This window comes from Mucilaginibacter sp. (assembly GCF_965277465.1).
Lineage (GTDB): Bacteria > Bacteroidota > Bacteroidia > Sphingobacteriales > Sphingobacteriaceae > Mucilaginibacter.
Map to the genome: position 1 here is coordinate 2036309 of NZ_CBDICW010000001.1, position 23724 is coordinate 2060032.

The window sequence follows — 23724 nt, forward strand, 5'->3', positions numbered from 1 at the left end:
ATTATGAAAGGAATTATACTTGCCGGAGGCTCCGGAACCCGTCTTTACCCTATCACTAAGGCCATAAGTAAGCAACTGATGCCTATTTATGATAAGCCGATGATCTATTACCCGCTATCGGTATTGATGTTAGCAGGTATCAACGAAATATTGATCATCACCACACCCGAAGATCAGCCAGGTTTTATCAGGCTGTTAGGTGATGGTAGCGAGTTGGGTTGCCGGTTTGAGTTTGCGGTTCAGGAAGTTCCGAACGGCCTTGCCCAGGCATTTGTTATAGGCGAGAAATTTATAGGTGAGGATAAGGTGGCTTTAGTGCTTGGTGATAATATATTTTACGGATCGGGCTTTAGTACTTTGGTTCAAAGTTTTAATGATGTAAAAGGTGCCGCAATATTTGCATATCCGGTTGCTGATCCTGAACGTTACGGCGTTGTTGAGTTTGATAAAAGCTTCAAAGCCTTATCCATTGAGGAAAAGCCGCTGAAGCCAAAATCAAACTTTGCTGTACCAGGGCTTTATTTTTATGATAACCAGGTTGTTGAAATTGCGAAAAATATTCCCGCATCGCCAAGAGGGGAGTTTGAAATTACCGACGTAAACAAAATATACCTTGAAAAAGGGGAACTGCATGTTGGTGTAATGGATAGGGGCACTGCATGGCTTGATACCGGTACATTTGATTCATTAAGTGATGCATCAGAATTTGTACGGGTTATTGAAAAACGCCAGGATACCAAAATAGGCTGTATTGAAGAGGTTGCCTACCGCATGGGCTTTATTGATTATGAAGCGTTGCAGCTATTGGGTAAAAAATATATCAAAAGTGGTTACGGTAAATACATACAAGGCATACAACAATAAGCAAGAGCTATACTCATTTTTTAATCCCGGGAGCCAAAGTTTAAACCAAAAGCGGTTTTAAGGCTGCAAGCATATCAGTGGCAAGTGTTTGGCTGGCGGCATTGAACCATTGTATTTCTTTGTCTTTACCAAACCAGGTTATTTGTCTTTTGGCAAAGCGGCGGGTATTTTGCTTAATTAATTCAATGGCTGTGGCAAGCCCGGTTTTTCCATCAAAATAATCAAAAATTTCAGTATAACCTACGGTGTGCAGGGCATTTAAATGGCGGTGAGGTAATAACGATCTCACCTCTTCCACCAAACCCTGGTCAACCATTATATCCACCCTTTGGTTAATGCGCTGGTACAGTAGTTCGCGCTGCATATTTAAGCCCAGTTTGATAATGTGAAAGGGCCGCTCGTTTAAATCAGCTTTGCGGAATGAAGAATATGGCTTGCCCGATGATTCAAATATCTCCAGCGCCCTTATAACGCGCTGTGGGTTGTTTATATCTGCCTGGTTATAATACGTCGGGTCGGCAATTTTTAGTTTCTCCTGTAGCCGGGTAAGGCCATTTTCTTCAAGCTCCTTATTCAATTTTTCCCTGATGCCGGGCTCAGGATCAGGAAAGGTATCAAAGCCCTCACAAACTGCTTTAATAAACAGGCCCGATCCACCAACTAAAATAACTTTATCGTGTTTTTTAAACAGATCATCCAAAAGCAGCAGGCATTCTTTTTCATAATCGCCGGCTGTATAGGTTTCTGTTATGGAAAGAGAATTTATAAAGTAGTGTGGCACAGCCGCTAACTCTTCATCATTAGGTTTGGCTGTTCCTATTGCCATTTCCCGGTAAAACTGCCTTGAATCTGCAGATACTATAACCGTTTGGTATTGCCTGGCCAATTCAATAGCTGCCGCTGTTTTACCAGCTGCTGTTGGGCCTGCAATTACAATAAGGGTTTTGTTTGGGTTCATAGTTTATAATCCATAGCCAAAGGCTTATGGTAAATTAGTAAAACCTTATGCATAGTGATAATAAAAGATAAGAAAATACCTTTTATTATCACAAACTATGAACTAAATAGACTTAATAATCGTCACTGCCTTCATGCTTTTCTTCATCAAAGCCTTCATCATCGCCAAAGCCGGCGCCAAACTCATCCTCTTCCTCATCATCAGCTTTGGTAGCTACTTCATCTTCTTCGCCTGTTTCGCTTAGCTCTGAAAAATCTTCTGCATCATCTTCGCCATAAGCCATCTCATGCAGAAAATCAAAATCATCTCCGGGGGCTGTCGCAGCTGTTTCAGCTGGCATAACAACGTTGCCAAACTGCTTTGGTGCTTCGCCAACTGATTTTATTACAGCAGGATAAACAACACCGGGTGTATCTTCTAAAATGATCTTCATCAGTTCAACATGAAAATCAAAAGGACGGTCAAAATTAAAAGTATAGTAAAATTTTTGGTGCGGATCGTCAATATAGCTCAGCAACTTTACCTTATCCATTAAGGGCACCTTACGGTCAATCCTTTTTTGATTGGCCATATAGGTTATTTCTTCGCCTTTTGTCCACTGGTCGTTGCTGATATAGAATGAAGAGGGGTATTCTGAATTATACCCGGTTGACTGGTGGATAGCCCTGTGAAGATCTTCAAAGGTTTGGTTTGATTTTACATCAATCTCCCTTGTTACATCATCATAATCTTCAAAAGTAATCCTGAACCTGTATAGTGCCATTTTTTAGTATAATTTTTACAAAAGTAATAATGTTGATTTAAATTACGCTTTTAGCTACACTAATTGTGCATGTTATAGCCTTATTGTTACTTTTTGATAACAAGCAGGCATTACTAAAATTGTAAATCCTTACCCACAACTTTTAAGCCAATTTCTGCTCCTTTTAAAATTGTGTAGTTTATTGCAGCCTCGCGGGTGTTGGTTATCTCGCCCTCCAATATGGCCTCGCGGATTTGATTTTTGATAATTCCAACCTCGCGGCCCTCTTTTATGCCAAATAATTCCATAATATCCAACCCGGTTACGGGTGGCTGCCAGTTGCGGATACTGTCGCGCTCTTCAACATCTTTTAATTTTTGTTGAACCAGCTCAAAGTTGTTGCGGTATTTTTTTACTTTATATTCGTTTTTTGTGGTGATGTCTGCTTTACACAACAACATCAGGCTTTCAATATCATCGCCAGCCTCAAAAAGCAATCGCCGCACTGCCGAATCGGTCACTATTGATTGCGCTAAAACAATGGGCCTTAAATGCAGCTGCACCATTTTTTGAACAAACTTCATCTTTTCGTTAAGCGGGAGCTTTAGCTGGGTAAATATCTTGGGTACCATGCGGGCACCTTTGTCTTCGTGACCATGAAATGTCCAGCCGTGGCCGGGTTCAAAGCGTTTGGTAGCAGGCTTGGCAATATCATGCAATACAGCAGCCCAGCGCAGCCATAAATCGCCAGTGGTTGTGCAAATATTATCTAATACCTGCAGGGTATGGTAAAAGTTATCCTTGTGCCCTTTGCCGTCAATATAATCAACCCCGTAAAGGTCGGCCATAAGCGGGAATATTTTGTGCAGCAGCCCGGTGTCAAACAAATAGTTAAAACCTATGGATGGCTTTGCCGATAAAATGATCTTGTTCATTTCGTCGGTTATCCGTTCCTGCGAGATAATGCTGATTCTGTCCAGGTTGCTTTTAATGGCCTCAACAGCAATAGTATCAATTTTAAAATCGAGCTGTGATGCAAACCGGATGGCACGCATCATCCGCAAAGGATCGTCAGAAAAAGTTTCGACCGGGTTAAGCGGCGTGCGGATCATTTTTTGTTCAAGGTCAGCAAGTCCGCTAAAAGGATCCAACAACTCACCAAAGGTATTCGGGTGCAGGGAAATAGCCAGCGCGTTGATGGTAAAATCCCTGCGTTTTTGATCATCCTCTAAAGTGCCGTTCTCCACTATTGGCTTACGCGAATCCAGTCGGTATGATTCCTTGCGGGCACCAACAAATTCTATTTCTAAATCGCGGTATTTAAGCGATGCCGTACCGAAGTTTTTAAACACTGCCACTTTTACCTTTAACTGCCGGGCAACAGCTTCGGCAAATTCAATGCCGTTGCCTATAACCACTATATCAATATCTTTTGAGGGCCGGCTTAAAAAAATATCCCGCACAAAGCCACCTATTGCATAAACCTGCAAGTTATGCTCGGCAGATAGCTTTGATATGGTTAAAAATATAGGATTTTGCAGGTGTTGTTTCATGCTAAACTATGATTTATAAATTGCGGCTTTGTGATGGTTAAACCGTAACTCATAATTCTAAAATCAAAATTATCTTCTTATAAACTCAAACCGGCCATCGGGTGCCAGTTTCATTATGGTTGATGGATTTTTAATTTCCATGCTGTGCTGGTCAATATCAACCACGTAATCAACCCCGTCAATAATTTCCTGGTCAATCTGCGCAAAATATTGCGGCGATGGCTTACCACTTATATTTGCCGATGTTGATACCAGCGGCTTGCGCATGCGTTGTATTAGCTGCTGGCAAAACTCGTTTTTACTTACCCTAATAGCTATACTGCCATCTGCAGCAATTAACGCCTGCGATATGTTTTTGGCACCGGGCATTATCAGCGTTAACGGATTCTCGGCATATTCAATCAAATCATAAGCCAGGGGGTTAACATCGCTTACATAACTTTCCAGCTTATTTTCGGTATCCAGCAAAATGATCATGCTCTTGGCTTCATCTCGCTGTTTAAGATGGAAAATTTTTTTTATGGCTTCGGTATTGGTGGCATCACAGCCTATTCCCCAAATGGTATCGGTAGGGTATAGTATAATTCCACCCTCCTGTATAATCTTAAAAGCTTTGGCTACTTCGTCTCTAAGCATGGGGCAAATATACGCTCAATGTATTAATGATCTGTAATTCATCTAACAGTTCCATGCATTTTGGTATGCCGTATAGCTTGCAGGTGTTTTTTACACAGGGCTCGCAGCTTAGCTGGCCATAGCGTAAAATGTTTAAATTGTGCTTGTTATATGGTGCGGTGTTGTATTCGTTTCCAGCACCAAATAAAACAACAACAGGTGTACCCACGCTATTTGCCAGGTGTGCCGGCCCCGAATCTGTAGTTAATATAGCTGCCGAAGCCGCCATTAGCGCTGCCAAACCCGCCAGATCTGTCTTGCCAGCAGCGTTTTCAATCCTGTCAGTATGGGCAAGCCCATCTATCAGCAGTTCAATAAATGCAGCTTCTTTTGGCGAGCCGATAAAAGTGAAGCTGGTATTGGGGAATGCAGCGGTTAGCTTATTAATAATGAAGCGGCCCTTATCAACCGGCATCCTCCGCGATTCAGCTTCGGAGTTAAAGTTTATTAAAATTCTGTTGCTATTTTTTTCAACAGGCAGCTGCGGAATCAGCTTTACCTGTTTAGGATTGATAGTTTTACCGGCGAACTGCTCCAGTAATGAAACATATTCATCAACTCGGTGAACATTATCCGGCTTTTTAAAAGCATCGGTCAGCATAAAAAAGCCGCCTTCGCCTGTAAAACCAATGCGTTTTCCGGCGCGTATAGCCCGTGCCATTACCAATGATGAAAGGGAGGTGGGCAGGTTAAAAAACAGGTCGTATTTTTCGGCACGCAACTGCTTTCCAAAACGGTAGGCGCCTGTTAGACCTTTATAGTCCTGCTTAAAAAAAAGGTGGATTTTATTTAACCCGGGAATTAATGAGGCAATACCGCCGAGCTCTTTTTTAATGATAATATCAATAACAGCATCAGGATAAAGCTGCCTTACCGCCGCGATGAAAGCAGTACTCATAACCACATCACCAAGCCAGTTAGGCAGCCTTATTATTATCTTCATTTTTTATGATGTGCGTTTATAAGTTAAAGGAGCGGCCATGAATAATCATGGCCGCGGCGCTCTAAATATTAAACAGCTACGTTGTTTTCTCTTAAAGCATCATTTAATGATGTCTTTTTATCGGTTGATTCCTTACGCTTGCCGATGATAAGGGCACAAGGCACCTGGTAATCGCCAGCCGGGAATTTCTTAGTGTACGAGCCTGGTATAACTACCGAACGTGAGGGCACAAAGCCTTTGTATTCAATAGGTTCATCATGCGTAACATCAATAATTTTGGTTGATGCGGTAAGCACCACATTAGCACCTAAAACCACTTCTGACTCTAAATGAACACCTTCAACCACAATAGCTCTTGAACCTAAAAAGCAGTTATCCTCAATAATAACAGGGGCTGCCTGTATAGGCTCCAATACACCACCAATACCCACACCACCGCTTAAGTGTACATGCTTGCCAATCTGCGCGCATGAACCTACCGTTGCCCATGTATCAACCATAGTACCCTCATCAACAAAAGCACCAATGTTTACATACGATGGCATCAGGATAACGCCCTTTGCAAGGTGAGCGCCATAACGTGCAATAGCATGCGGAACTACACGAACACCAGTTTGCGCATAGTCGGTCTTCAATTTCATTTTATCATGAAAAACAAAAGGCCCAACAGTTATCTCTTCCATAGTGCGGATAGGGAAATACAATATCACGGCTTTTTTAAGCCACTCGTGTGTATGCCAGCGTGTGCCAATTAATTCGGCAACGCGCATCTGGCCCTTATCAAGCTTCTCAATTACGGTATCAATAGCATTAGTGTATTCGCTATAGCGCAGCAGGTTCCTGTCTTCCCAGGCCTCTTCAATAAGTTTTTTTAGGTCTTGCATCAGTATATTTAAACTTTTGGCAAATTAAAGGAATTTTAGGGGAAAATGATTGTTTAACTGAATGCTTTTTAACGGCGCTAAGCGGTATGGTAGCTGTTTACAGCTTAATGGTTTATCTAAAATGCCTGAAATTATACTGTTACCGCTTGTAATTATTTAAAACTTTGTAAGTTTGACCATCAATTATGCCGGTAAAAGAAAAGCTAAGGATAGATAAATACTTATGGGCGATACGGATGTTTAAAACCCGTACACTGGCCTCTGATGCCTGCAAGGCTGGCCGTGTAAAGCTTGAGGGACAAAATATCAAACCATCGCACGAGGTGAAACTGGGTGAAACCTATCAGGTTTCAAAAGGTATTGACCGTAAAATTGTAAAAGTAACAGGGATGCTTGAAAGCAGGGTTGATGCCAAAACCGCCGTTAATTTTTACGAAGATATTACCCCGGTTGAGCAAACTCAGGCATTTAAATCAATGTTTCATGCGCCGGTATTAACCCGCGACAGGGGGGCAGGAAGGCCAACCAAACGCGACAGAAGAGAGATTGACGAATTAAAGGACGACTTTTTTAAAAAGGAAGAATAATCTTAAACTGGGTTTTATACAACTCCATGCGCCGTTTTACGTATGAGGGCAACGTAACTTTCTGGCTACATAAACAACAGATAAATTTAAATTACTTAATTATTTGGTTTACATTTATATGGAAATGTATGCTAAAACAATTCTTTAGTTTAATAAAAATATATAATTTTGAGCTTGCTGTTATTATAAATATAATCTTGGTGTATAAAAATTGGTATTATGGAAAAAAAATTACTTCATTAGTTTTTATTTCTTGCGCTAATAGCTTTTATAACAATTGTTACAGAGTAGCCAAGGGTTACTTATAGCAGGTAAGACCATTATAAACCTGTTTGTGCTTTGTTGATCATACTTTCCGAAAGCTGCTAAGATCAATTAATTTATTATAGCTGGTAGTCCTTGGTGTTTTTTGAGCATTATGCTGCTTCATTGCTGTCGAGCAAATTATGTACTGAGCTAATAAACAGGCTTACTTGTTAATAGATATTACAAAAAAGCTAAAACAAAAATATATTATCTGAGGTATTTGCTCATTAATGTATTGATGTATAACCTGAATAACTTGAATGATAAATAGGCATACCACATTTTTTAAAGCATTAAACCTTACAATTGATTATCTCATATTGAATGTAAGTATGGTAGCTACTTATTTCATTGAAGATAGGTCAAATGTTTTTTGGGCTAATAACAGGCGGTACCTTCCTATAGTATTGGTGTTTAATTTAATATGGCTTTTATCTGCAAATATATCTGGCCTTTACGAGCAGGTTTTAAATAAGGATTCTGTTAAAACCTACCGCAGTGTAATTAAAACCTATTTTATTTTTGTAAGCTTTATCTGTTTTACCATCCTGATACTTATTGGTACCGAGGCATACTTTATTACCAGGCAGTACATGTTTTATTCATTAGCCCTTTTTGGTTTTTTACTTGGCTTGTGGAAACTGGTGTTTTTGCTTATTCGCAGAAGCGAGCGGGCCTCGCTTATTGATACCCGCGAAGTAATAATTGTAGGTGCAGGCCGCATAGGTTTTGATCTGCATAACTATTTTCAGCAAAACCCTGATGTTGGTTATAAAGTGAGGGGCTTTTTTGATGATAATGCAGCCAATGTAACCGACGAAAAGCTATACCTTGGTGTTACCGATGATTGTATTGCTTATGTTAAGCAGCATAAAGTTGCCGAAATTTTTTGTACGCTGCCTATATCAGACTCAAAAACAATTGAAAAGCTGATGATTGATGCTGATAAAAACCTCATCCGTTTTAAATCAGTACCGGAGTATTATGATTATGATAAAAAGCCTACCTATATACAAAGCTTTGGTCATATACCCATTATATCTGTAAGAACGGAGCCTTTAGAAAACCTGCTGAACCGATCTATTAAAAGGTTATTTGATGTTATCTTTTCCATATTTGTTATCCTGTTTGTTTTCAGCTGGTTGTTCCCTATTTTGGCTATCATTATAAAGTTAGAATCAAAGGGGCCTGTGTTTTTTACGCAGGTACGTTCGGGCAGGGATAACAGGCCGTTTAGATGCTTCAAATTCAGGAGTATGAAAGTTAACAATGAATCGGATAAATTACAGGCCAGCCGTAATGATAAACGCATAACCAAATCAGGTGCCTTTATGCGCAGAACCAGCCTTGATGAGTTACCCCAGTTTTTTAATGTGTTGCTGGGCAACATGTCTGTAGTAGGGCCAAGGCCGCACATGATTAACCATACCAAGCAATATTCGGCATTGATCGATAGGTTTATGGTAAGGCATTTTCTTAAGCCCGGAATTACCGGCTGGGCGCAGATAAAAGGCCTTAGGGGTGAAACTAAAACCGTTGATGCAATGCTTCAGCGTGTTGAAGCCGACGTATGGTACCTTGAAAACTGGTCTTTCCTGCTTGATCTTAAGATCATCTTTTTAACGGTTAAAAACTCCGTACAGGGAGAAGAGAACGCTTTTTAATTCAATCTGTAGTTAGTATTCTGCACACGTTTAATAATGCTTGTTGTTATTGCCACCTGCTATACCCCAAAGCTTAAAAGCTGTTAATGCTTCATCGCGAAGTAACTGCACAAACGGCACCTTACGCTCATCCATAGCACATCCTAATTCACTATAAATGTAATCATCATCAAAGCCAATTGCGGCGGCATCGGCTTTTGTATTGGCATAGTAAATTTTATCAATACGGGCCCAGTAAATGGCACCCAGGCACATAGGGCATGGCTCGCAGCTGGTGTAAATTTCGCAGCCGGACAGGTCGTGAGTATTCAGTTCTTTACAGGCCAGCCTTATGGCCGAAATTTCGGCATGGGCAGTCGGGTCATTTTCCGGTACTACCTTGTTGGCGCTGCCTGCTATAAATTTACCATCCTTAACAATAACAGCGCCAAAAGGCCCGCCAAGGCCCTGTTTAACATTGCTTTCGGATAGCTCAATAGCCATCCTCATAAAACCTTTGTGGTTATGGTTTTCCATGCATCTAAATTAAAAAAACCCCGGCTTATTAAGCCGGGGTTTTAAGTATCAGTAAAAATTAATTTTAACCTTTTACTATAATGGTTAAGTAATTATTTTTTGTCTTTTGCATAAGCGTCATTTAATCCTTTAGTAACATCAGCAGTTACATCAAGGCTTTGATCGCCATATAAAACAGTAGGGTTAGCTTTTGAATAGGTTAAAACCAATTTGTAACCTTTTTGCTTAGCGTATACTTTTACAAAATCAACAATTTTGTCGTAAACCTTGTTAGTTTCAGTAGCCTGGTCGTTTTGAAATTGGGCACTTGCATTTTGCTGATAGCTTTGCAGATCCTGCTGCTCGCGCTGTAAGCGTTGCTCAGTAGTCTGACGCTGATCGGCAGGCAAAGTGCTTGCATTTTTCTGGTATTCGGCAACCTCACGCTGAAAAGCCTGACCTCTTGAAGCCAGATCAGTTTGTGCTGATTTACCTTTATCCTGCATTGTTTTGGTAATGTCCTTAGCGTAGTTGTATTTGCTTAACAGGGTGTCCTGATTAATAAATACAACGGTTTCTTTTTCGGCAACCGTAGCAGCAGGAGCTTTGTCGTCGGTTTTGGTTTTGCTGTTGCAGGCGGCTATGCTCCCGGCAAGTAATACACCTAAAGTAATTTTTGTAAAAATAGAAGCCGTTTGTTTCATTTTGAAATTGATTTTATTGTCCGCCAGCGAACAGGATTATGATCTTTATAATTTGTAAAAATTTTGACAAAGATAAACTTTCGGTGCAAGTATCCTAATGTTTTAATAAGCATGTTTATATAGAGCCATATTTATCAACAATGACTGATCTTTGGGGTAATTTTTGTACTTTTGAGGGTTATTGTTTTAACCAAATATGAGCGAAGAAAATCAGGACAAATCAAATTATTCAGCAGATAATATACAGGTTTTAGAGGGATTAGAGGCGGTACGTAAGCGCCCGTCGATGTACATTGGTGATACAGGCTTTAAGGGACTCCATCACTTAGTATACGAGGTTGTTGATAACTCAATAGATGAGGCCCTTGCCGGCCATTGCGATACGATCAAAGTATTCATCCAGAAAGATAATTCAATTTTAGTTTCAGATAATGGCCGTGGTATCCCTACAGCTATCCACACTAAAGAAAAACGATCAGCCCTTGAAGTGGTAATGACTGTTTTGCATGCAGGTGGTAAGTTTGATAAAGATACTTACAAGGTATCGGGCGGTTTGCATGGTGTGGGTGTAAGTTGCGTTAACGCACTGTCAACCCATTTAACCGCACTGGTTTACCGCGAAGGCAAGATCTGGACGCAGGAATACGAAAAGGGTAAACCTATGTTTGATGTAAAAGTGATAGGTGATACCGACAAAAGAGGTACAACCATCATTTTTAAACCTGATCCGGAAATTTTCACTATCGGTACTGAGTATAAATACGAAACACTTGCAGCCCGTTTGCGCGAGCTGTCATACCTTAATAAAGGCATTCGTTTATCATTAACTGATGAGCGTGAAATTAACGAAGCAGGCGAGCACCCAACCGAACAATTTTATTCGGAAGGTGGCTTACGTGAGTTTGTTAAATACCTGGATGGTACCCGTGCATCATTAATACCTGAGCCTATTTATGTTGATGGTATGAAACAGGGTATCCCGGTTGAACTGGCTTTACAGTACAACGATACCTATTCAGAGAACGTACACTCGTACGTGAATAACATCAACACTATTGAAGGTGGTACGCACGTAGCAGGTTTCCGCAGGGGGCTTACCCGTACTTTGAAGGCCTATGCCGATAAATCGGGCCTGTTAAAAAATATGAAGATAGAAATTACCGGTGATGACTTCCGCGAGGGATTAACCGCTGTAATATCTGTTAAAGTAGCTGAGCCACAGTTTGAAGGCCAAACCAAAACCAAATTGGGTAACAACGAGGTTATGGGAGCGGTTGATATGGCAGTAGGGGAGATTTTGGGTAATTACCTGGAAGAAAACCCTAAAGAGGCCCGTATGATAGTGAACAAGGTAATACTTGCCGCTACCGCCCGTGCTGCTGCCCGTAAGGCACGTGAAATGGTACAGCGTAAAAGTGTAATGAGCGGATCTGGCTTGCCGGGTAAGCTTTCGGATTGTGCTAACAGTGATCCAACCTTATGCGAAATTTACCTGGTTGAGGGCGACTCGGCAGGTGGTACTGCCAAACAGGGCCGCGACCGCGAGTTTCAGGCTATTTTACCTTTAAGGGGTAAAATTCTGAACGTGGAAAAAGCCATGGAGCACAAAATTTACGAGAACGAAGAAATAAAGAACATGTTTACCGGCCTTGGTGTAAGCATTGGCACACCTGAGGATGATAAGGCTTTAAATATAACAAAACTGCGCTACCACAAAGTAGTGATCATGACTGATGCTGACGTGGATGGATCGCACATTACAACGCTGATATTAACCTTTTTCTTCCGTTATATGAAGGAGCTGATTGAGTTTGGTTACATCTATGTTGCTTCGCCACCATTATACCAGGTTAAAAAAGGTAAAGAGTTTGAATATTGCTGGACCGACGAACAACGTGATGCGGCCGTACAAAAACTAAAGGGTGCCGGTAAAGAAGATAGCGTACACATACAGCGTTACAAAGGTTTGGGTGAGATGAACGCCGAGCAATTATGGGAAACTACGATGGACCCGGCCAAACGTACACTTAAACGCGTAAGCATTGAAAACGCTGCCGAATGTGACCATACCTTCTCCATGTTAATGGGTGATGAGGTTGGCCCCCGCCGCGACTTTATCGAAAAGAACGCCAAATACGCAAGGATCGATACATAGTATCAATTATCCGCTAAAAATATCAAGCCCTGCTTTTACAGAAAGCAGGGCTTTTTTGATGCTGTAAAAGTTCCCCACATGAGAGTGGCAGTGGGCCACACCGAGTCCTTAAGCGAAAGTAGCTATAATTAAAAGTTCCCCTCTCAAGAGGGGAACTTTTATCTTGCTTTATAACATGGCGGCGAATACACTCCTGGCCCTTTAAAATGTAAGGCTTTTATTTTTTAACACCCTCATGATCATCTGTCACTTCATTGGCCATTTCAATAATGATGGCGTCCATGCGGTTGAGCTCACTTCCCATATGTAACAGTACTTCCTTGTTTGATGGATCTTCTTTTAGAAGTAAGTACAGGCCCATTAAATTAGCCAGCGGACTACGGATCAGGTGCGATTGTTTCCAGGCCATGTTCTTTATACTGTTCATGTGGTCCTGTATGCGGTCGTATGCGTTTTTTAGGTTCTGTTCCGAGTGTTTCCTTTCGGTGATGTCATACATAGATAGCATGATACCCAGTATCTCGTTATGCTCGTTTGTGATCGGAAACAGACTTAAATAATACCACAACACCGAGCCATCTTTTTGCGGGTAATCAACCTCGTAATTTACATTGTTACCCTTAAGTACATCTTTGGTAAAGCCTATAAAATTTGGAACTTTGTAGGCAGAGAAATAGTCAGTGAGCAGGTCGCCCTTTTTGGGGTCATAGTCATAACGGGTTTTAACAAATTCAACTGCGTTTTGGTTAAAGGCTAATATTTTAAGTTCGGAGTCAAAAAGCGCATAAACGGTATCGGTAGTGGTTAAAATAGTTTGCAGGTTAGCTTCTGATTGCTGCAGCGCCTGCTCAGCAATCAACTTTTCAGTAACATCATTGGTTTGTGAAAGCCTTACTGGCCGGCCCTCAAAAATAATATCGTGCGATACCATGTTCACAAACATAATGCTCCCATCTTTTTTCAGGTGCCTGATAATACCACGGTTGTTAAAGTCATTCAGTTCAAGCTTATAACCCTCCATCTGGTCTGCTCTATCCTCATACAGGCGAAACTCCTTTACATTTTTAAGCAGCAACTCATCGCGGGTATAACCGTATAGCAGTGCTGCAGCTTCGTTTGCAGCAATAATATTTTGGTTGGCCTTATCAATCATCCACATTGGGGTAGGGTTGCTGTCAAATAGCAGTTTATATTTTTGCTCAGATGATTTTAGTTCTTCCTCAGCCTTACGCCGCTCTGTTATATCAATCATTGAACCAATAATAGTAGGCTCGTCGCCTATAACGGTACGGCTGCCATAATATTCAACCCAATTTGTTGTACCATCTTTTCTTTTGCCCATTGCTTCGTAATGCACACTCTCAACTTCGCCGGTCATGCGGCGCCTTACATGCTCGTTTGCAATGTCGCGGTAGCTTTCGTCAAAAACGAATTCAATCTTACGTGTATTTATCAATTCTTCGGGGGTATAGCCAAATACAGCTGCAAAGCGTGGGTTTACATAAGTAAACCTTCCTTTTTGAACAATGTAAACACCCACTATAGATTTTTCGGCAATGGTCCTGAATTTTACTTCCGCTTCGCGCAATTCAGTTTCCATTTTTTTACGGTCTGATATATCGCGTGCAATAACCATTATCCTGTCGTCCGAAAACCGTTTTACGTTCACTTCAACCGTAAATATTACTCCATCCTTACGAATAAATCTTCTCTCGCGAACAATCGACCTATCATATCTCCCAATGCTTAACGGCAGCGGGTCGGTCTTTAATTCTTCGGGATCAACAATGTCTGAAATATTTAATTGTAATAATTCATCATGGCTATAACCAATCATTTTACACATACTTTCATTAGCATCAGTAAACCTGCCGGCTATTTCCAAAATGTATATGGCATCAGATGCCTGCTCAATAAGTGAACGGTACTTTTCTTCGCTTCTTATGATCTCTGCCGATCTTTCTTCCACCCGTTTTTCAAGCTCAGTATTCATCAGTCTTACACTTTCTTCGGCGGCTGACCGTTGTGCATCTATCTTATTAAGCCAGTTGGCAGTGTTCCAAATAATTAAAAGGCTAAGCGTTAAAAAAACAAGGGCAATTAATGCAATTACCGTTTCGATAGAAAAAAACGTAATATGCTGATAGTTGATACTTACCCTGGCATAGCCAAAAACAATAACCATTAGCAGTATCAATATAAAAAGCCTTTTAGCCAATTTATTGCCAACCTGTTTGCCTGCAAACAAGCGTGCTATACCAATTGATGGGCTTTGTAATGATGCTGTTAATGAGAGTGCAAAAAAAAGTATGGCTGTGTTGGTTGTCATTGAAGTAACAGCAAAAAGCGTGTTAAATAATTCAGCACCATATATGTATCCAATTAATGCCGCGCCCGAAAGAATAATAACGGTTTGAAAAAAGCATTCAGAAACTATGTAAAGCAGCCTGTTTTTAAAATTTTGAGCTAAAAAGCCTAAGCTAAGCAGCATAAAATTAAGTGCGGAATTAAAAGTCATCCGGCCGGGAAATGGATAACGGGCCGACTGTGGTGTATGATCTGTTAAAATCAGATTGTCTATGCCCGTATCATTATGTAAAATATACTGTAGCAGCGTTAGCAGGCTTACAGTAGTAACAAAAAGAGAACCTATAAAAGCTATAGCATTATACTTTTTAAGCTGGTTTTGGTTAACAAGCAGTGTAATGCCAAGTAATACAAAACAAAGTGCCGTGTTAAATTTCATGGCTGCAAAACCCGGAAAAATACTTTTAAGCGCAGCTATATTCAGTATCCATCCTAACATTATTACTGTGCCTGCGGTAATAATAATGATACTTGTTATGATAATAGGTCTGTTTTTCTTTGGATGATCCATTAGAAAAATAGGGTTAGGGTAGTATTCAGCATTATTATGTACAATTAGTCCGGTGGTACAATATGTTATTGGTATACGTACCTTATATAATAAAGTTAAAGTTAAATAAGTACAAAATGCAATATGTACATTAAAGAAGTTAATACAGTATAATCGGAATAGTTTTGATTAACGAAACTGAAGATTTTTAACTATTTGTTAAGTATTAACACATGTTTGCGATAATTAATAACAGCTTTATATTTCATTAAAATATCGCCCCCTAATACACCTAAAACTTCAGGGTGCCCTAATTGCCGGTAGGCAATATTAATGGTAGAAAGATCTAAAACAGCTACTTCAAACGGGCTGATCAGCAAATCGCCGATAAAAAGATCACTTATATAGGCGGTGGATGATTCCATGCTGTTGGTGCCGAGGCCGGTTGAAACGCTCTGGCTTAAAGTTACCACAGCATCTTGCTTGGCCTGTAATAATACGGCCTGATCAAATGCTGTACGGGAAGCTCCCGTATCTAAAACAAGTATAAAAGGCCTGCCAAAAACAGAGATATTAATTAACGGGTGAAAACCATCGCCTTGCAGCTCAATGATTTGTAAGGGGATGATGAATTTCCTTTGTCTTGTATGCCTGGTAACCATTTAACAGCGTTTTTGCTGCTGCAAGGTTAGCAAATAATTGTACTAAAATTAAATAATCAGGCCATTAAAAAGGGTAACCTATAGCCAGGTTAAACACCAGGTTATCACCACGCCACTTGGCACTGCTAAAATCAATTTTGTTAATTACCACCCTTTGCCCGGCAGGTAAGTTAGGTTCTATAATTGGGAAACCTAAATCTGTACGTAATACCAGTACTGTCAGGTTAAAGCGTAAACCAAACCCGGCATCGGCAGCCATTTGATTGATAAAGTTTTTACCAAAAGCAGCACCCGGCAGGTAAGGATTGCTTTTTAACAACCAGATATTACCGGCATCTAAAAACAGCGCACCTTCAACAATGCTGAATAATTTAGGGCGGTACTCTATGTTGGCCTCAATCTTTATATCGCCCGATTCATCAGGCAAAAAGTTGGTGCCTGTAGTAAGGTTGGTTGGCGGGTTATAGGCACCGGGGCCTAATGACCTGGCCTGGAAACCACGCAAACTATTTGCGCCACCTATAAAAAATTGCTGGGTATATGGCAGCACGGTTGAGTTGCCGTAAGGTAAACCAACATCAACCATTAAGCGGGTAGCAATTTTGCTGCTTAACCCTAATTTATGATAAAAACGAATTTCGTTCTCCAGCTTTACATACTGGTTAAACGGTGTGCCAAACAGCTTGCTTACCTTGCCTTTCAGGGTATCGGCCCCGGTTATTATACCATATAAATTACCGGATAAACTTACCTTACCATTATAAAAAAAGGTATTGGTACGGTAATCTTCCATCGTGTTGGTATAGGTATAGGCATAGGTAGGGCCAAAGGTAAACTGCTTGTTAATTACGTGGGCCAAAGCGGGGTTGCGCGTGTGCTTAATACTATCCAAATAAAGCTGGCTGATACTGGCTGCATCAACATAATTAATGGAGATTAAATCCAGGTCGTGCTGTTTATGTATGCTTGGTTTCCACTGGTAACCGAACGAAGTGTTAAAAGAGTTAAGGGTATACAACTGCTGGCGGTTTACCAGAGTATAACCAGCCGTTAAAATGGTATGCGGGATAAAGGCATTATCTGTTGAGAAGTTTACAGGGCCTATAAACCGTGGCCATGCAATTGATGGCTGTATACCCACTTGATAAACATTAAAGCCTTTATTGTTGCCGCCAAACTGTATGTCTTCGCTGCCAAAAAGGGTTACGGTAAATAGTTCGGCACCTTTAAATGTATTGCGGTTTTTAAAGTTAAAGTTAATCTGCGATCCATTATAGTCTGCCGAAGTTTGCCTTGCCAGCAATTCAACCTGTAACGATTTCTTTTTTTGCTGTGTCAGGAAATAATAAATATCCAGCTTGGCCGAATCGGGCGTAACATCCTCAAAACGGTTCTTTACAAACTTAAAAGGACCGAGGTTGATAAACCTGTTTAATGAGTTATTATGTTCGGTACGATTGTATGTATCGCCGGGGTGCAACAGTACCGCATTTTTAAAGGTAAAAGGGCGTACAGTATTTTTAGGGTCGATAACGCTGTACCAACGGTATTTAACAGCTGAATCAAGCTTTAGCGCAGTGTCACGCAATGAATAACGCGGGTAAACATATATATTCCTTATCTGGTAAATCCAGCGGGCCTGATCGGGGGTGGCGTCTTTTATCTTCACAAACATATCTACCTGGTGGCCAGCTACAGTACTATCGTACTTCATGATCAGGTCCTCGGGAGCAAAGTAATAAAAGCCTTCTTCCTTTAAACGGGCATCAATACGGATACGTTCATTCTTGATCACATCCAGGTTAAATTTATCACCCACCTTTAGCAAACTCTTTGCCGATGTACCGGTAACTGCTGTGTCCAAATCGTCCTTTTGCTGCGGGAAAACCACCTTACGGTAATGATATGCAGGGCCGGTTTGCGTGGTATAAACCGCTTTTGCTGTTCTGTTTTTACCAACAGTATCACCATTAATCTGCGCTAAAAAATAGCCTTCGTTTTGTAGCCTGTTCTGTAATATAGAGCTGTTTTTTTCCAGGTCGACGCTACTCACCAAAACAGGAGGTTCGCCAATATGGGTATTTAAATAATGCCTTAAACCGGTACGTTTATTAGTCTTGGTTTTTTCATAAACATATAGCTTAAACCTAAGGCCTAAAATTTTGCCATTGGGTTGTGGCCTTAATAAGCCTTCAAGCTCACTTTTTAAAGCTTTAGCTTCACTTTTAGATGCATTTTTATCAGTAATTTTTATTTCGCCGCCTGTATATAGTTTTTGGCCCGGTGCAAGGTACTTGGTAGTACTGCACGCGCTTGCAAAAACAATAATCACTACAAATAAATAACTAAGCCTGTTCATATTAATTTGATACTGGTTTGTTAACAGGTTGTGCCTGTGTTGCTGTTGAATCGGCTTTTTTATCGGCTGCCTTTTGTTCCTTTTTTAACTCTTTTTGCTTGTCGTTATATTCCTTCTCTAATTCTTTATCCTTCTTTGATTTTTTGGCGAATAATTCTTTAAAGCGGTTGTAATCATAAGTAAGTGAGAAACCTATACCTGTTTCAATTACTTCGCCCTCAACAACAATAAACTCATCACGGCGATAGGCGCGGATCATGTAGCGGCCATCCTTGGTTATTTTATAATTTACAGATACGTTACCTGCTATATCGGTTGTTTTTTGCCCCGGCTGGTTCTGCCCTTCAAGGTTAAAGTTATTACCAACGGTAACCGTCACCCTGTCGTTAAGGAACTGTTTGGATAAGCCTACATTTAAGTCCGTCCGGTTCTGTTCCGTCCCCGTCGAGTAATCAGCCCCGGAGGTAAGGTCAAAGCTCAGCTGAACGCCGCCTATCAGGTTACCAGCCAACTTATTTAACTGGTCAGATAGTAAGCTGCTCACGCTGTTACGGATGGCACCTTCAAGTCCGGTGCTGCCTCCCTGGCTTTGTAATGGGTTATCGCCAATAAAGTGGCCAAGTACCAATACACCCAATACCTGTTTGTTCAGCTCGTTAGGGTCCTGCCTGATTTGCGACAAGCGCGAATTAACCGTCGAAACCACATCCGGCGATACCGTATAGCTGCTATCAGGCAATATAATATCAAAGCTGATGTCGGGTTTTAACAATTCGTTCTTTAAGCTCAGGTTAACATTAAACGGTAACTTTTGCTTGTACATGGTAGAGTTTTCGGTACCTAACTGATCGCTTACCAAATCAATAGGGGGTACGTTTGCTATATACACCGCAGTCAAATCAATATTGGCACTGGTCGGGTCGCCCGTCCAGGTAATGGTGCTGCCCGGCTTAAAGTTAAATTTGCGTTTAACAGTAGCATAAGCTAAATTGTATGAACCCTGGTTCACTTTGTAAGTACCCGTCAGGTTAATTTTTCCGCTTGGATCAATACCTGCATTTAAAGCGGCTTCTCCTTTTAAATGTACCACATCGCCATTACGCTCATCAACCACAATAGTAAAGTTTGCGTTTTTATTGATATTGATGGTTGCCGTAACATCAAGCCCGGTTAAATCCGATTTACGGAGCGAATCCAGCTGTTTGGCTAAAAATAAAGAGTCTTCCTTAGTCGCATTGGGGTTAATTACCTCAACTACGCCCTTTCGGTCTTCCAAACTTGGATCATCCTCAGGCAATACAATAGTAAGGTCGGTTTTATCATTAACGGTAAGGTTGGCATCAACCACCGGCTTAGCCATATTACCACGAACACTGATTCTGGTATCTACATAAAGCTTACCATAATAAAGTTTATTATCCTGCTGGGTAGAGTTAATGACCCTGAAATTGGTGGCATTAATATCAACCCCGAATTTAAAGTCGGTAAAAGTTTTGGTGTAGATACTTCCGCTTACCACCGCCTTGTTTCCCAACGAATCGATCAGCGTGAAATCGTTAAACAGGATACCATCATTGTTAAAGGTGATGCTCTCCTTTGGCATCGTAAAGTAGGAGTTAAGCATCGAAACATTAAAGCCTACCTTGTTAAAGTTAATATCGCCCCTAACTACCGGTGCATCAGTTGAGCCCGATATTTTTAGCTGCCCGCTGATGTTACCGCTTGCATTGCGGATACTGCCGAAGCTGAAACCTTCAATACTTTTCATGTTAAGGGTAACAATGTTCAGGTTCATATCAAACGTGCTGGCAGGCTTGGTATAATATAATCCATTTAAGTTTACCTGGTTGCCTTTGCCGGTTATGCTAACATCGGCAGCAAATGCATTTGCTGTTTGGTTATTTACCTTGAGAGCCACGTTACCTAAGGTATCGCCCTTAAAATTAAGATCGTTAATATTCAGAGCCGATGTAAATACCGGTGCTTTTTCAATATTGCTGATATGCGCATCGCCATTAATAACCCCGCCCACCTGTAACGAATCCTGCTGCGCGGCGCGGGTAAGTGTTTCTATCTTAAAGTTTTTAAATGATACCGTAACGGGTGCATTCATCTGCTGCGTATCACTATTAATGCTGAGTATCTGGTTGCTGTTGGTTATGGTAAAATCCTTTGCTAAAATACCTTTGCTGCCATATTGCAGGGCATTATCCGCATTAACGGACCAAGGCGTATAATCCAATATCAACCCATCCTTTAAAAAGCTGAACTGGTACTCATTAGATAATATGCTGAATACCCCCGCCAGGCGGTAACGCTCCTTTTTGGCAGCATCACGCACCTGTACGCTTACATTCAGCTTATCATTTTGGGCATTGCCCGAAATACTGGTGTATAACAGATCGATGGATGATGATACTTTAACCTCATCAACCGATAAATTGTAATTAAGCGCATTATTACCAGTGTTAATGGCCAGTTTCATGTTGTTGATGGTATTGGTACCATAAACTATCTTAGGCATAGTGCCGTTAACCACTAAATCACCGGTTTGACTATTAAAATGTCCGTTAATTAAAATAGGATCGAGCGTTTTTAAATCAGGTGCAAACTGGGCTACCAATGGCGTTTTAACAATACGAATATCAAAGGCAAACTGCTGCGGCGAATAATTTGCTTTGGCCTTTGCATTAACAGGCTTGGCACGGTCTGTATTAAAATATTTATTAGTAACATCCTGTATAGCGGTGCCCATTTCGGTCAGTTTATACTTGCCATCCAAATGTGCATTAAGCATTGGGGCCTTTAACCGTAAAGTACTGCTATCGGCGTTGGCGGTTGATACCAGGCTGATGGTATCCAGCTTAATTACCTGTTGTTTTTGAGCAATGATCAGATTGGTAAGCAGGATATTGGCATTCAGATAATCCGGATCAGCGGTTGGTACATCGGCAACAAGTTTGCCATGCACACGCATATCTGTTTTGCTGAGGTTTAATTTTTGCAGATTGATGCTATCCAGCTGTAAAGTAGCGTTTACAGAGGGATATTTTTTGTTCATGTTGGCCTTGCCATTAAGGGTAAAATTAATGTTAGGGTCTTTCATGCGGGCCTGCGTGGTATAATTACCATCGTGGGCAGTACCGGTTACCATCAGGTTTTGATAGGTATATCCCTTAACATAAGCCTTTATCACATCTCCGCTGAATTTCAGGTTTGCCTTTTTAGGATCAAGGCCTGTGCCTGCAACGGTAGCTGTTAAAGTGATACTACCAACCGTTTGCGGCTGTTTGGTTAATGCACCTACATTAAGGTTATTGGCTTTTATATTAGCGGTATAACTTGCAGCTGCCTTTTTATTACCGTTGCGCATACCGGCAATTAAATCAACAGCACCATAGGTAGACCGTAAGCTCATCCGCGTATTAAAATTGTATAAGCCGCCTTTAAAGTTTCCTTTTAAATTAAGATTGGCCGGGATACTTACCGATGCCGGGATCATTGACGGGGCTACCAGCTTGGCAATATCGGCACGGCTGGTATTCAGGTCGTCAATATTCAGGTCAAAATAGGCCTTGTTAACATCAGGCAGGCCCCTCATGGTGGCCGATGCCTTGATATGGGTATTACTTAAGCCGGTGATCTCCAGGCTTGGAATACGCAGGTCATTTACCTTGCCAATTACCCTGCCATCAATTTTAAACACAGCATTTGGCGAATGCTTAAACGGTTCCATACTGGCCATGGTCGGCATCAGCAATAAAACATCTTTAAGGCCCAGCTTGCTGCCATTTAAATTGGCATTAATATACAGTTGCCCTAAATTTTTACTTAATGATGCAATGGATGGGTAAGTTACCTGTAACTGCTGTTGAAGCGTAGTTTGCGGAGTTTCTAAAAGCAGATCATCCAGGTATGCACTTTTTGGTCCGTATAAAAATGTGGTGTGGAACTTTTTGATGTTAAGTCCGCTTTTATCGCTGAAGGTAAACGCATTGATCTTGCCCGAAATGGTATCAGGGTTATAAGAGATATTTGCAGCGTCGGCATTCAGTTTCCTGATGTCCATGTGCCCAAAATCAAGGCCTTTTGCTATCGGTTTTTGAGCTTCGTTATCAAACTTAATATTATCATTACTAAAAATAACCTTACCCAGGGTGGCCGACCAGCCTTTTCCGCTCTGCGGCGATGCAACTAACGTATCCAGCTTTTTAACCGCTTTTATAATTGCTTTTTTAACAGGCTCGGGTTTGGCTAATACCAATCCTGCTTTTGTATCATTTAGCTCAATACTTTTTATGCCGATCTTTTGATTTTTAAGGTCTATCTTATCCATCTCGACCAAAAGTTTACCCAAACCCACCAAGGTACTCATTTGCGCACTGCGGTAATCAACTTTTACTTTCGAAATATCAATTGTACCCAGGTTAAGGGTCATATTTAATGGCGAGGTTGAAGTATCCGGAACGGCGGCTACAGGCGTTTGGATAATGCGGGCATCAATACCTGAAATATTGATCTTAGGGATAGTGAATTTCATCTTATCCAGATCAAAATCCTTAATGCGGGTATCAAAATGCCCTAATATGAATTTTATATCGTTCCCGGTTATCTTGTCCTTATACGATACGTTGATCTTATCGAGGATCACCTTGTCGATAGAGAATTTCATGGTAGAGGCCGTATCAGTTGGCTTTACCTCTTTTTTTTGCTCGCCTGCAAATGCCTTAAGGATGTAATCAAAATTGAAAACACTATCAGCACCACGGTTTATATTGGTGGTAATACCTTGCAGGTTAATCTCGTTTATTTCAACCTTGTGGCTGAGCAGTTTTAACAGGCTGATGTCTAACTTAAGTTTTTCTCCGGCTATCAGGGTATCTTTTTTCTGATCCTCAAAGTAAACATCTTCCAGTACGATCAGTTTGGGCAAGCCAAGGCTGATGTGGCCTATTTGTACCTTGGTATGGATTTTTCCCTGTATAAAAGTAACGGCTTTGTTTTTTGCAAAATTTTGTACAGCAGGAACCTGGATCAAAATAACAATAAGCAATATCAGGAAAATGACACTGGCAATTATCCAGAGAATGGTTTTTAGGGCTATACGTCCAAATCGTCTCAATTGTATAAATTTTTCAAAGGTTAATCCAGTTTTAATTTATAACCAAAATGAAGAATTAAAGTTTTGTGTGTTGCTATAAAATTTTATAGCTGTTTATACCTGAAATCGAAGTTTTTTGAAAGCTTAAACACAGTTGCTTAAAACGGTTTGAAGTTTAGAAACTGACCAGTAAACAGGGTAAGTGAAAAATGGGT

16 protein-coding genes are annotated in these 23724 nt (G+C 40.8%); 4 read left to right on the top strand and 12 right to left on the bottom strand.

Translation table 11 applies throughout. The annotated features are described in order from the left end of the window. Window positions 1-3 precede the first annotated feature (3 nt). Window positions 4-864, top strand: a complete 861-nt coding sequence (rfbA, locus tag ACQY4U_RS09295; protein ID WP_428329113.1) for a glucose-1-phosphate thymidylyltransferase RfbA — start codon at window positions 4-6, stop codon at window positions 862-864. 40 nt (window positions 865-904) lie between these two features. Here rfbA and miaA read toward each other — a convergent pair whose 3' ends face one another. From miaA to ACQY4U_RS09325, 6 genes are all read right to left on the bottom strand, one after another. Further along, window positions 905-1822, bottom strand: coding sequence for a tRNA (adenosine(37)-N6)-dimethylallyltransferase MiaA (gene miaA / locus ACQY4U_RS09300; RefSeq protein WP_428329114.1), 918 nt, complete (start codon window positions 1820-1822; stop codon window positions 905-907). Between the two features lie 112 nt (window positions 1823-1934). After that, the gene (locus tag ACQY4U_RS09305; RefSeq protein ID WP_428329115.1) at window positions 1935-2585 is read right to left on the bottom strand and encodes an IS1096 element passenger TnpR family protein; all 651 of its coding nucleotides are present in this window, start codon (window positions 2583-2585) and stop codon (window positions 1935-1937) included. 113 nt (window positions 2586-2698) lie between these two features. After that, on the bottom strand, window positions 2699-4117 hold the full coding sequence (locus ACQY4U_RS09310; protein WP_428329116.1) for a CCA tRNA nucleotidyltransferase: 1419 nt from the start codon (window positions 4115-4117) through the stop codon (window positions 2699-2701). Between the two features lie 69 nt (window positions 4118-4186). Next, window positions 4187-4753, bottom strand: a complete 567-nt coding sequence (locus tag ACQY4U_RS09315) for an L-threonylcarbamoyladenylate synthase (protein ID WP_428329117.1) — start codon at window positions 4751-4753, stop codon at window positions 4187-4189. After that, the gene (locus tag ACQY4U_RS09320; protein ID WP_428329118.1) at window positions 4746-5735 is read right to left on the bottom strand and encodes a glycosyltransferase family 9 protein; all 990 of its coding nucleotides are present in this window, start codon (window positions 5733-5735) and stop codon (window positions 4746-4748) included. The genes ACQY4U_RS09315 and ACQY4U_RS09320 overlap by 8 nt, the downstream gene beginning before the upstream one ends. A 68-nt stretch (window positions 5736-5803) precedes the next feature. Further along, the gene (locus ACQY4U_RS09325) at window positions 5804-6619 is read right to left on the bottom strand and encodes a 2,3,4,5-tetrahydropyridine-2,6-dicarboxylate N-succinyltransferase (RefSeq protein WP_428329119.1); all 816 of its coding nucleotides are present in this window, start codon (window positions 6617-6619) and stop codon (window positions 5804-5806) included. A gap of 185 nt (window positions 6620-6804) precedes the next feature. Between ACQY4U_RS09325 and ACQY4U_RS09330 the strand changes: the two genes are divergently transcribed. Together ACQY4U_RS09330 and ACQY4U_RS09335 are read left to right on the top strand one after the other, a co-directional pair. Next, on the top strand, window positions 6805-7206 hold the full coding sequence (locus ACQY4U_RS09330; protein WP_428329120.1) for an RNA-binding S4 domain-containing protein: 402 nt from the start codon (window positions 6805-6807) through the stop codon (window positions 7204-7206). Window positions 7207-7772: 566 nt separating this feature from the next. Continuing rightward, entirely contained in the window at window positions 7773-9176 is a 1404-nt protein-coding gene (locus tag ACQY4U_RS09335; protein ID WP_428329121.1) for an undecaprenyl-phosphate glucose phosphotransferase, read from the top strand. A 30-nt stretch (window positions 9177-9206) separates the two neighbouring features. On the opposite strand, the gene ACQY4U_RS09340 is transcribed toward ACQY4U_RS09335, so the two are convergent. Together ACQY4U_RS09340 and ACQY4U_RS09345 are read right to left on the bottom strand one after the other, a co-directional pair. Continuing rightward, window positions 9207-9692 (bottom strand): nucleoside deaminase, encoded by a 486-nt coding sequence (locus ACQY4U_RS09340; RefSeq protein ID WP_428329122.1) that lies wholly within the window; start codon window positions 9690-9692, stop codon window positions 9207-9209. A 92-nt stretch (window positions 9693-9784) separates the two neighbouring features. After that, complete coding sequence (locus ACQY4U_RS09345; RefSeq protein ID WP_428329123.1) at window positions 9785-10375, bottom strand: OmpH family outer membrane protein; 591 nt, start codon at window positions 10373-10375, stop codon at window positions 9785-9787. Between the two features lie 196 nt (window positions 10376-10571). Between ACQY4U_RS09345 and gyrB the strand changes: the two genes are divergently transcribed. Further along, window positions 10572-12530, top strand: a complete 1959-nt coding sequence (gene gyrB / locus ACQY4U_RS09350; protein WP_428329124.1) for a DNA topoisomerase (ATP-hydrolyzing) subunit B — start codon at window positions 10572-10574, stop codon at window positions 12528-12530. Window positions 12531-12747: 217 nt separating this feature from the next. Here the strand turns inward: gyrB and ACQY4U_RS09355 are convergent, their stop codons facing one another. The 4 genes from ACQY4U_RS09355 to ACQY4U_RS09370 all read right to left on the bottom strand — a co-directional run bounded on the left by ACQY4U_RS09355 (window position 12748) and on the right by ACQY4U_RS09370 (window position 23530). Next, on the bottom strand, window positions 12748-15408 hold the full coding sequence (locus ACQY4U_RS09355; RefSeq protein WP_428329125.1) for a PAS domain S-box protein: 2661 nt from the start codon (window positions 15406-15408) through the stop codon (window positions 12748-12750). Window positions 15409-15599: 191 nt separating this feature from the next. Next, entirely contained in the window at window positions 15600-16049 is a 450-nt protein-coding gene (locus ACQY4U_RS09360) for an aspartyl protease family protein (protein WP_428329126.1), read from the bottom strand. 64 nt (window positions 16050-16113) lie between these two features. Further along, window positions 16114-18408: a BamA/TamA family outer membrane protein gene (locus ACQY4U_RS09365; RefSeq protein WP_428329127.1), complete on the bottom strand. Its 2295-nt coding sequence runs from the start codon at window positions 18406-18408 to the stop codon at window positions 16114-16116. 1 nt (window position 18409) lies between these two features. Continuing rightward, window positions 18410-23530, bottom strand: coding sequence for a translocation/assembly module TamB domain-containing protein (locus ACQY4U_RS09370; RefSeq protein ID WP_428329128.1), 5121 nt, complete (start codon window positions 23528-23530; stop codon window positions 18410-18412). Between the last annotated feature and the right edge of the window lie 194 nt (window positions 23531-23724).

Coding starts and splice junctions, on each gene's coding strand:
- rfbA (WP_428329113.1), top strand. CDS start 4: ATGAAAGGAATTATACTTGCCGGAGGCTCCGGAACCCGTCTTTACCCT.
- miaA (WP_428329114.1), bottom strand. CDS start 1,822: ATGAACCCAAACAAAACCCTTATTGTAATTGCAGGCCCAACAGCAGCT.
- ACQY4U_RS09305 (WP_428329115.1), bottom strand. CDS start 2,585: ATGGCACTATACAGGTTCAGGATTACTTTTGAAGATTATGATGATGTA.
- ACQY4U_RS09310 (WP_428329116.1), bottom strand. CDS start 4,117: ATGAAACAACACCTGCAAAATCCTATATTTTTAACCATATCAAAGCTA.
- ACQY4U_RS09315 (WP_428329117.1), bottom strand. CDS start 4,753: ATGCTTAGAGACGAAGTAGCCAAAGCTTTTAAGATTATACAGGAGGGT.
- ACQY4U_RS09320 (WP_428329118.1), bottom strand. CDS start 5,735: ATGAAGATAATAATAAGGCTGCCTAACTGGCTTGGTGATGTGGTTATG.
- ACQY4U_RS09325 (WP_428329119.1), bottom strand. CDS start 6,619: ATGCAAGACCTAAAAAAACTTATTGAAGAGGCCTGGGAAGACAGGAAC.
- ACQY4U_RS09330 (WP_428329120.1), top strand. CDS start 6,805: ATGCCGGTAAAAGAAAAGCTAAGGATAGATAAATACTTATGGGCGATA.
- ACQY4U_RS09335 (WP_428329121.1), top strand. CDS start 7,773: ATGATAAATAGGCATACCACATTTTTTAAAGCATTAAACCTTACAATT.
- ACQY4U_RS09340 (WP_428329122.1), bottom strand. CDS start 9,692: ATGGAAAACCATAACCACAAAGGTTTTATGAGGATGGCTATTGAGCTA.
- ACQY4U_RS09345 (WP_428329123.1), bottom strand. CDS start 10,375: ATGAAACAAACGGCTTCTATTTTTACAAAAATTACTTTAGGTGTATTA.
- gyrB (WP_428329124.1), top strand. CDS start 10,572: ATGAGCGAAGAAAATCAGGACAAATCAAATTATTCAGCAGATAATATA.
- ACQY4U_RS09355 (WP_428329125.1), bottom strand. CDS start 15,408: ATGGATCATCCAAAGAAAAACAGACCTATTATCATAACAAGTATCATT.
- ACQY4U_RS09360 (WP_428329126.1), bottom strand. CDS start 16,049: ATGGTTACCAGGCATACAAGACAAAGGAAATTCATCATCCCCTTACAA.
- ACQY4U_RS09365 (WP_428329127.1), bottom strand. CDS start 18,408: ATGAACAGGCTTAGTTATTTATTTGTAGTGATTATTGTTTTTGCAAGC.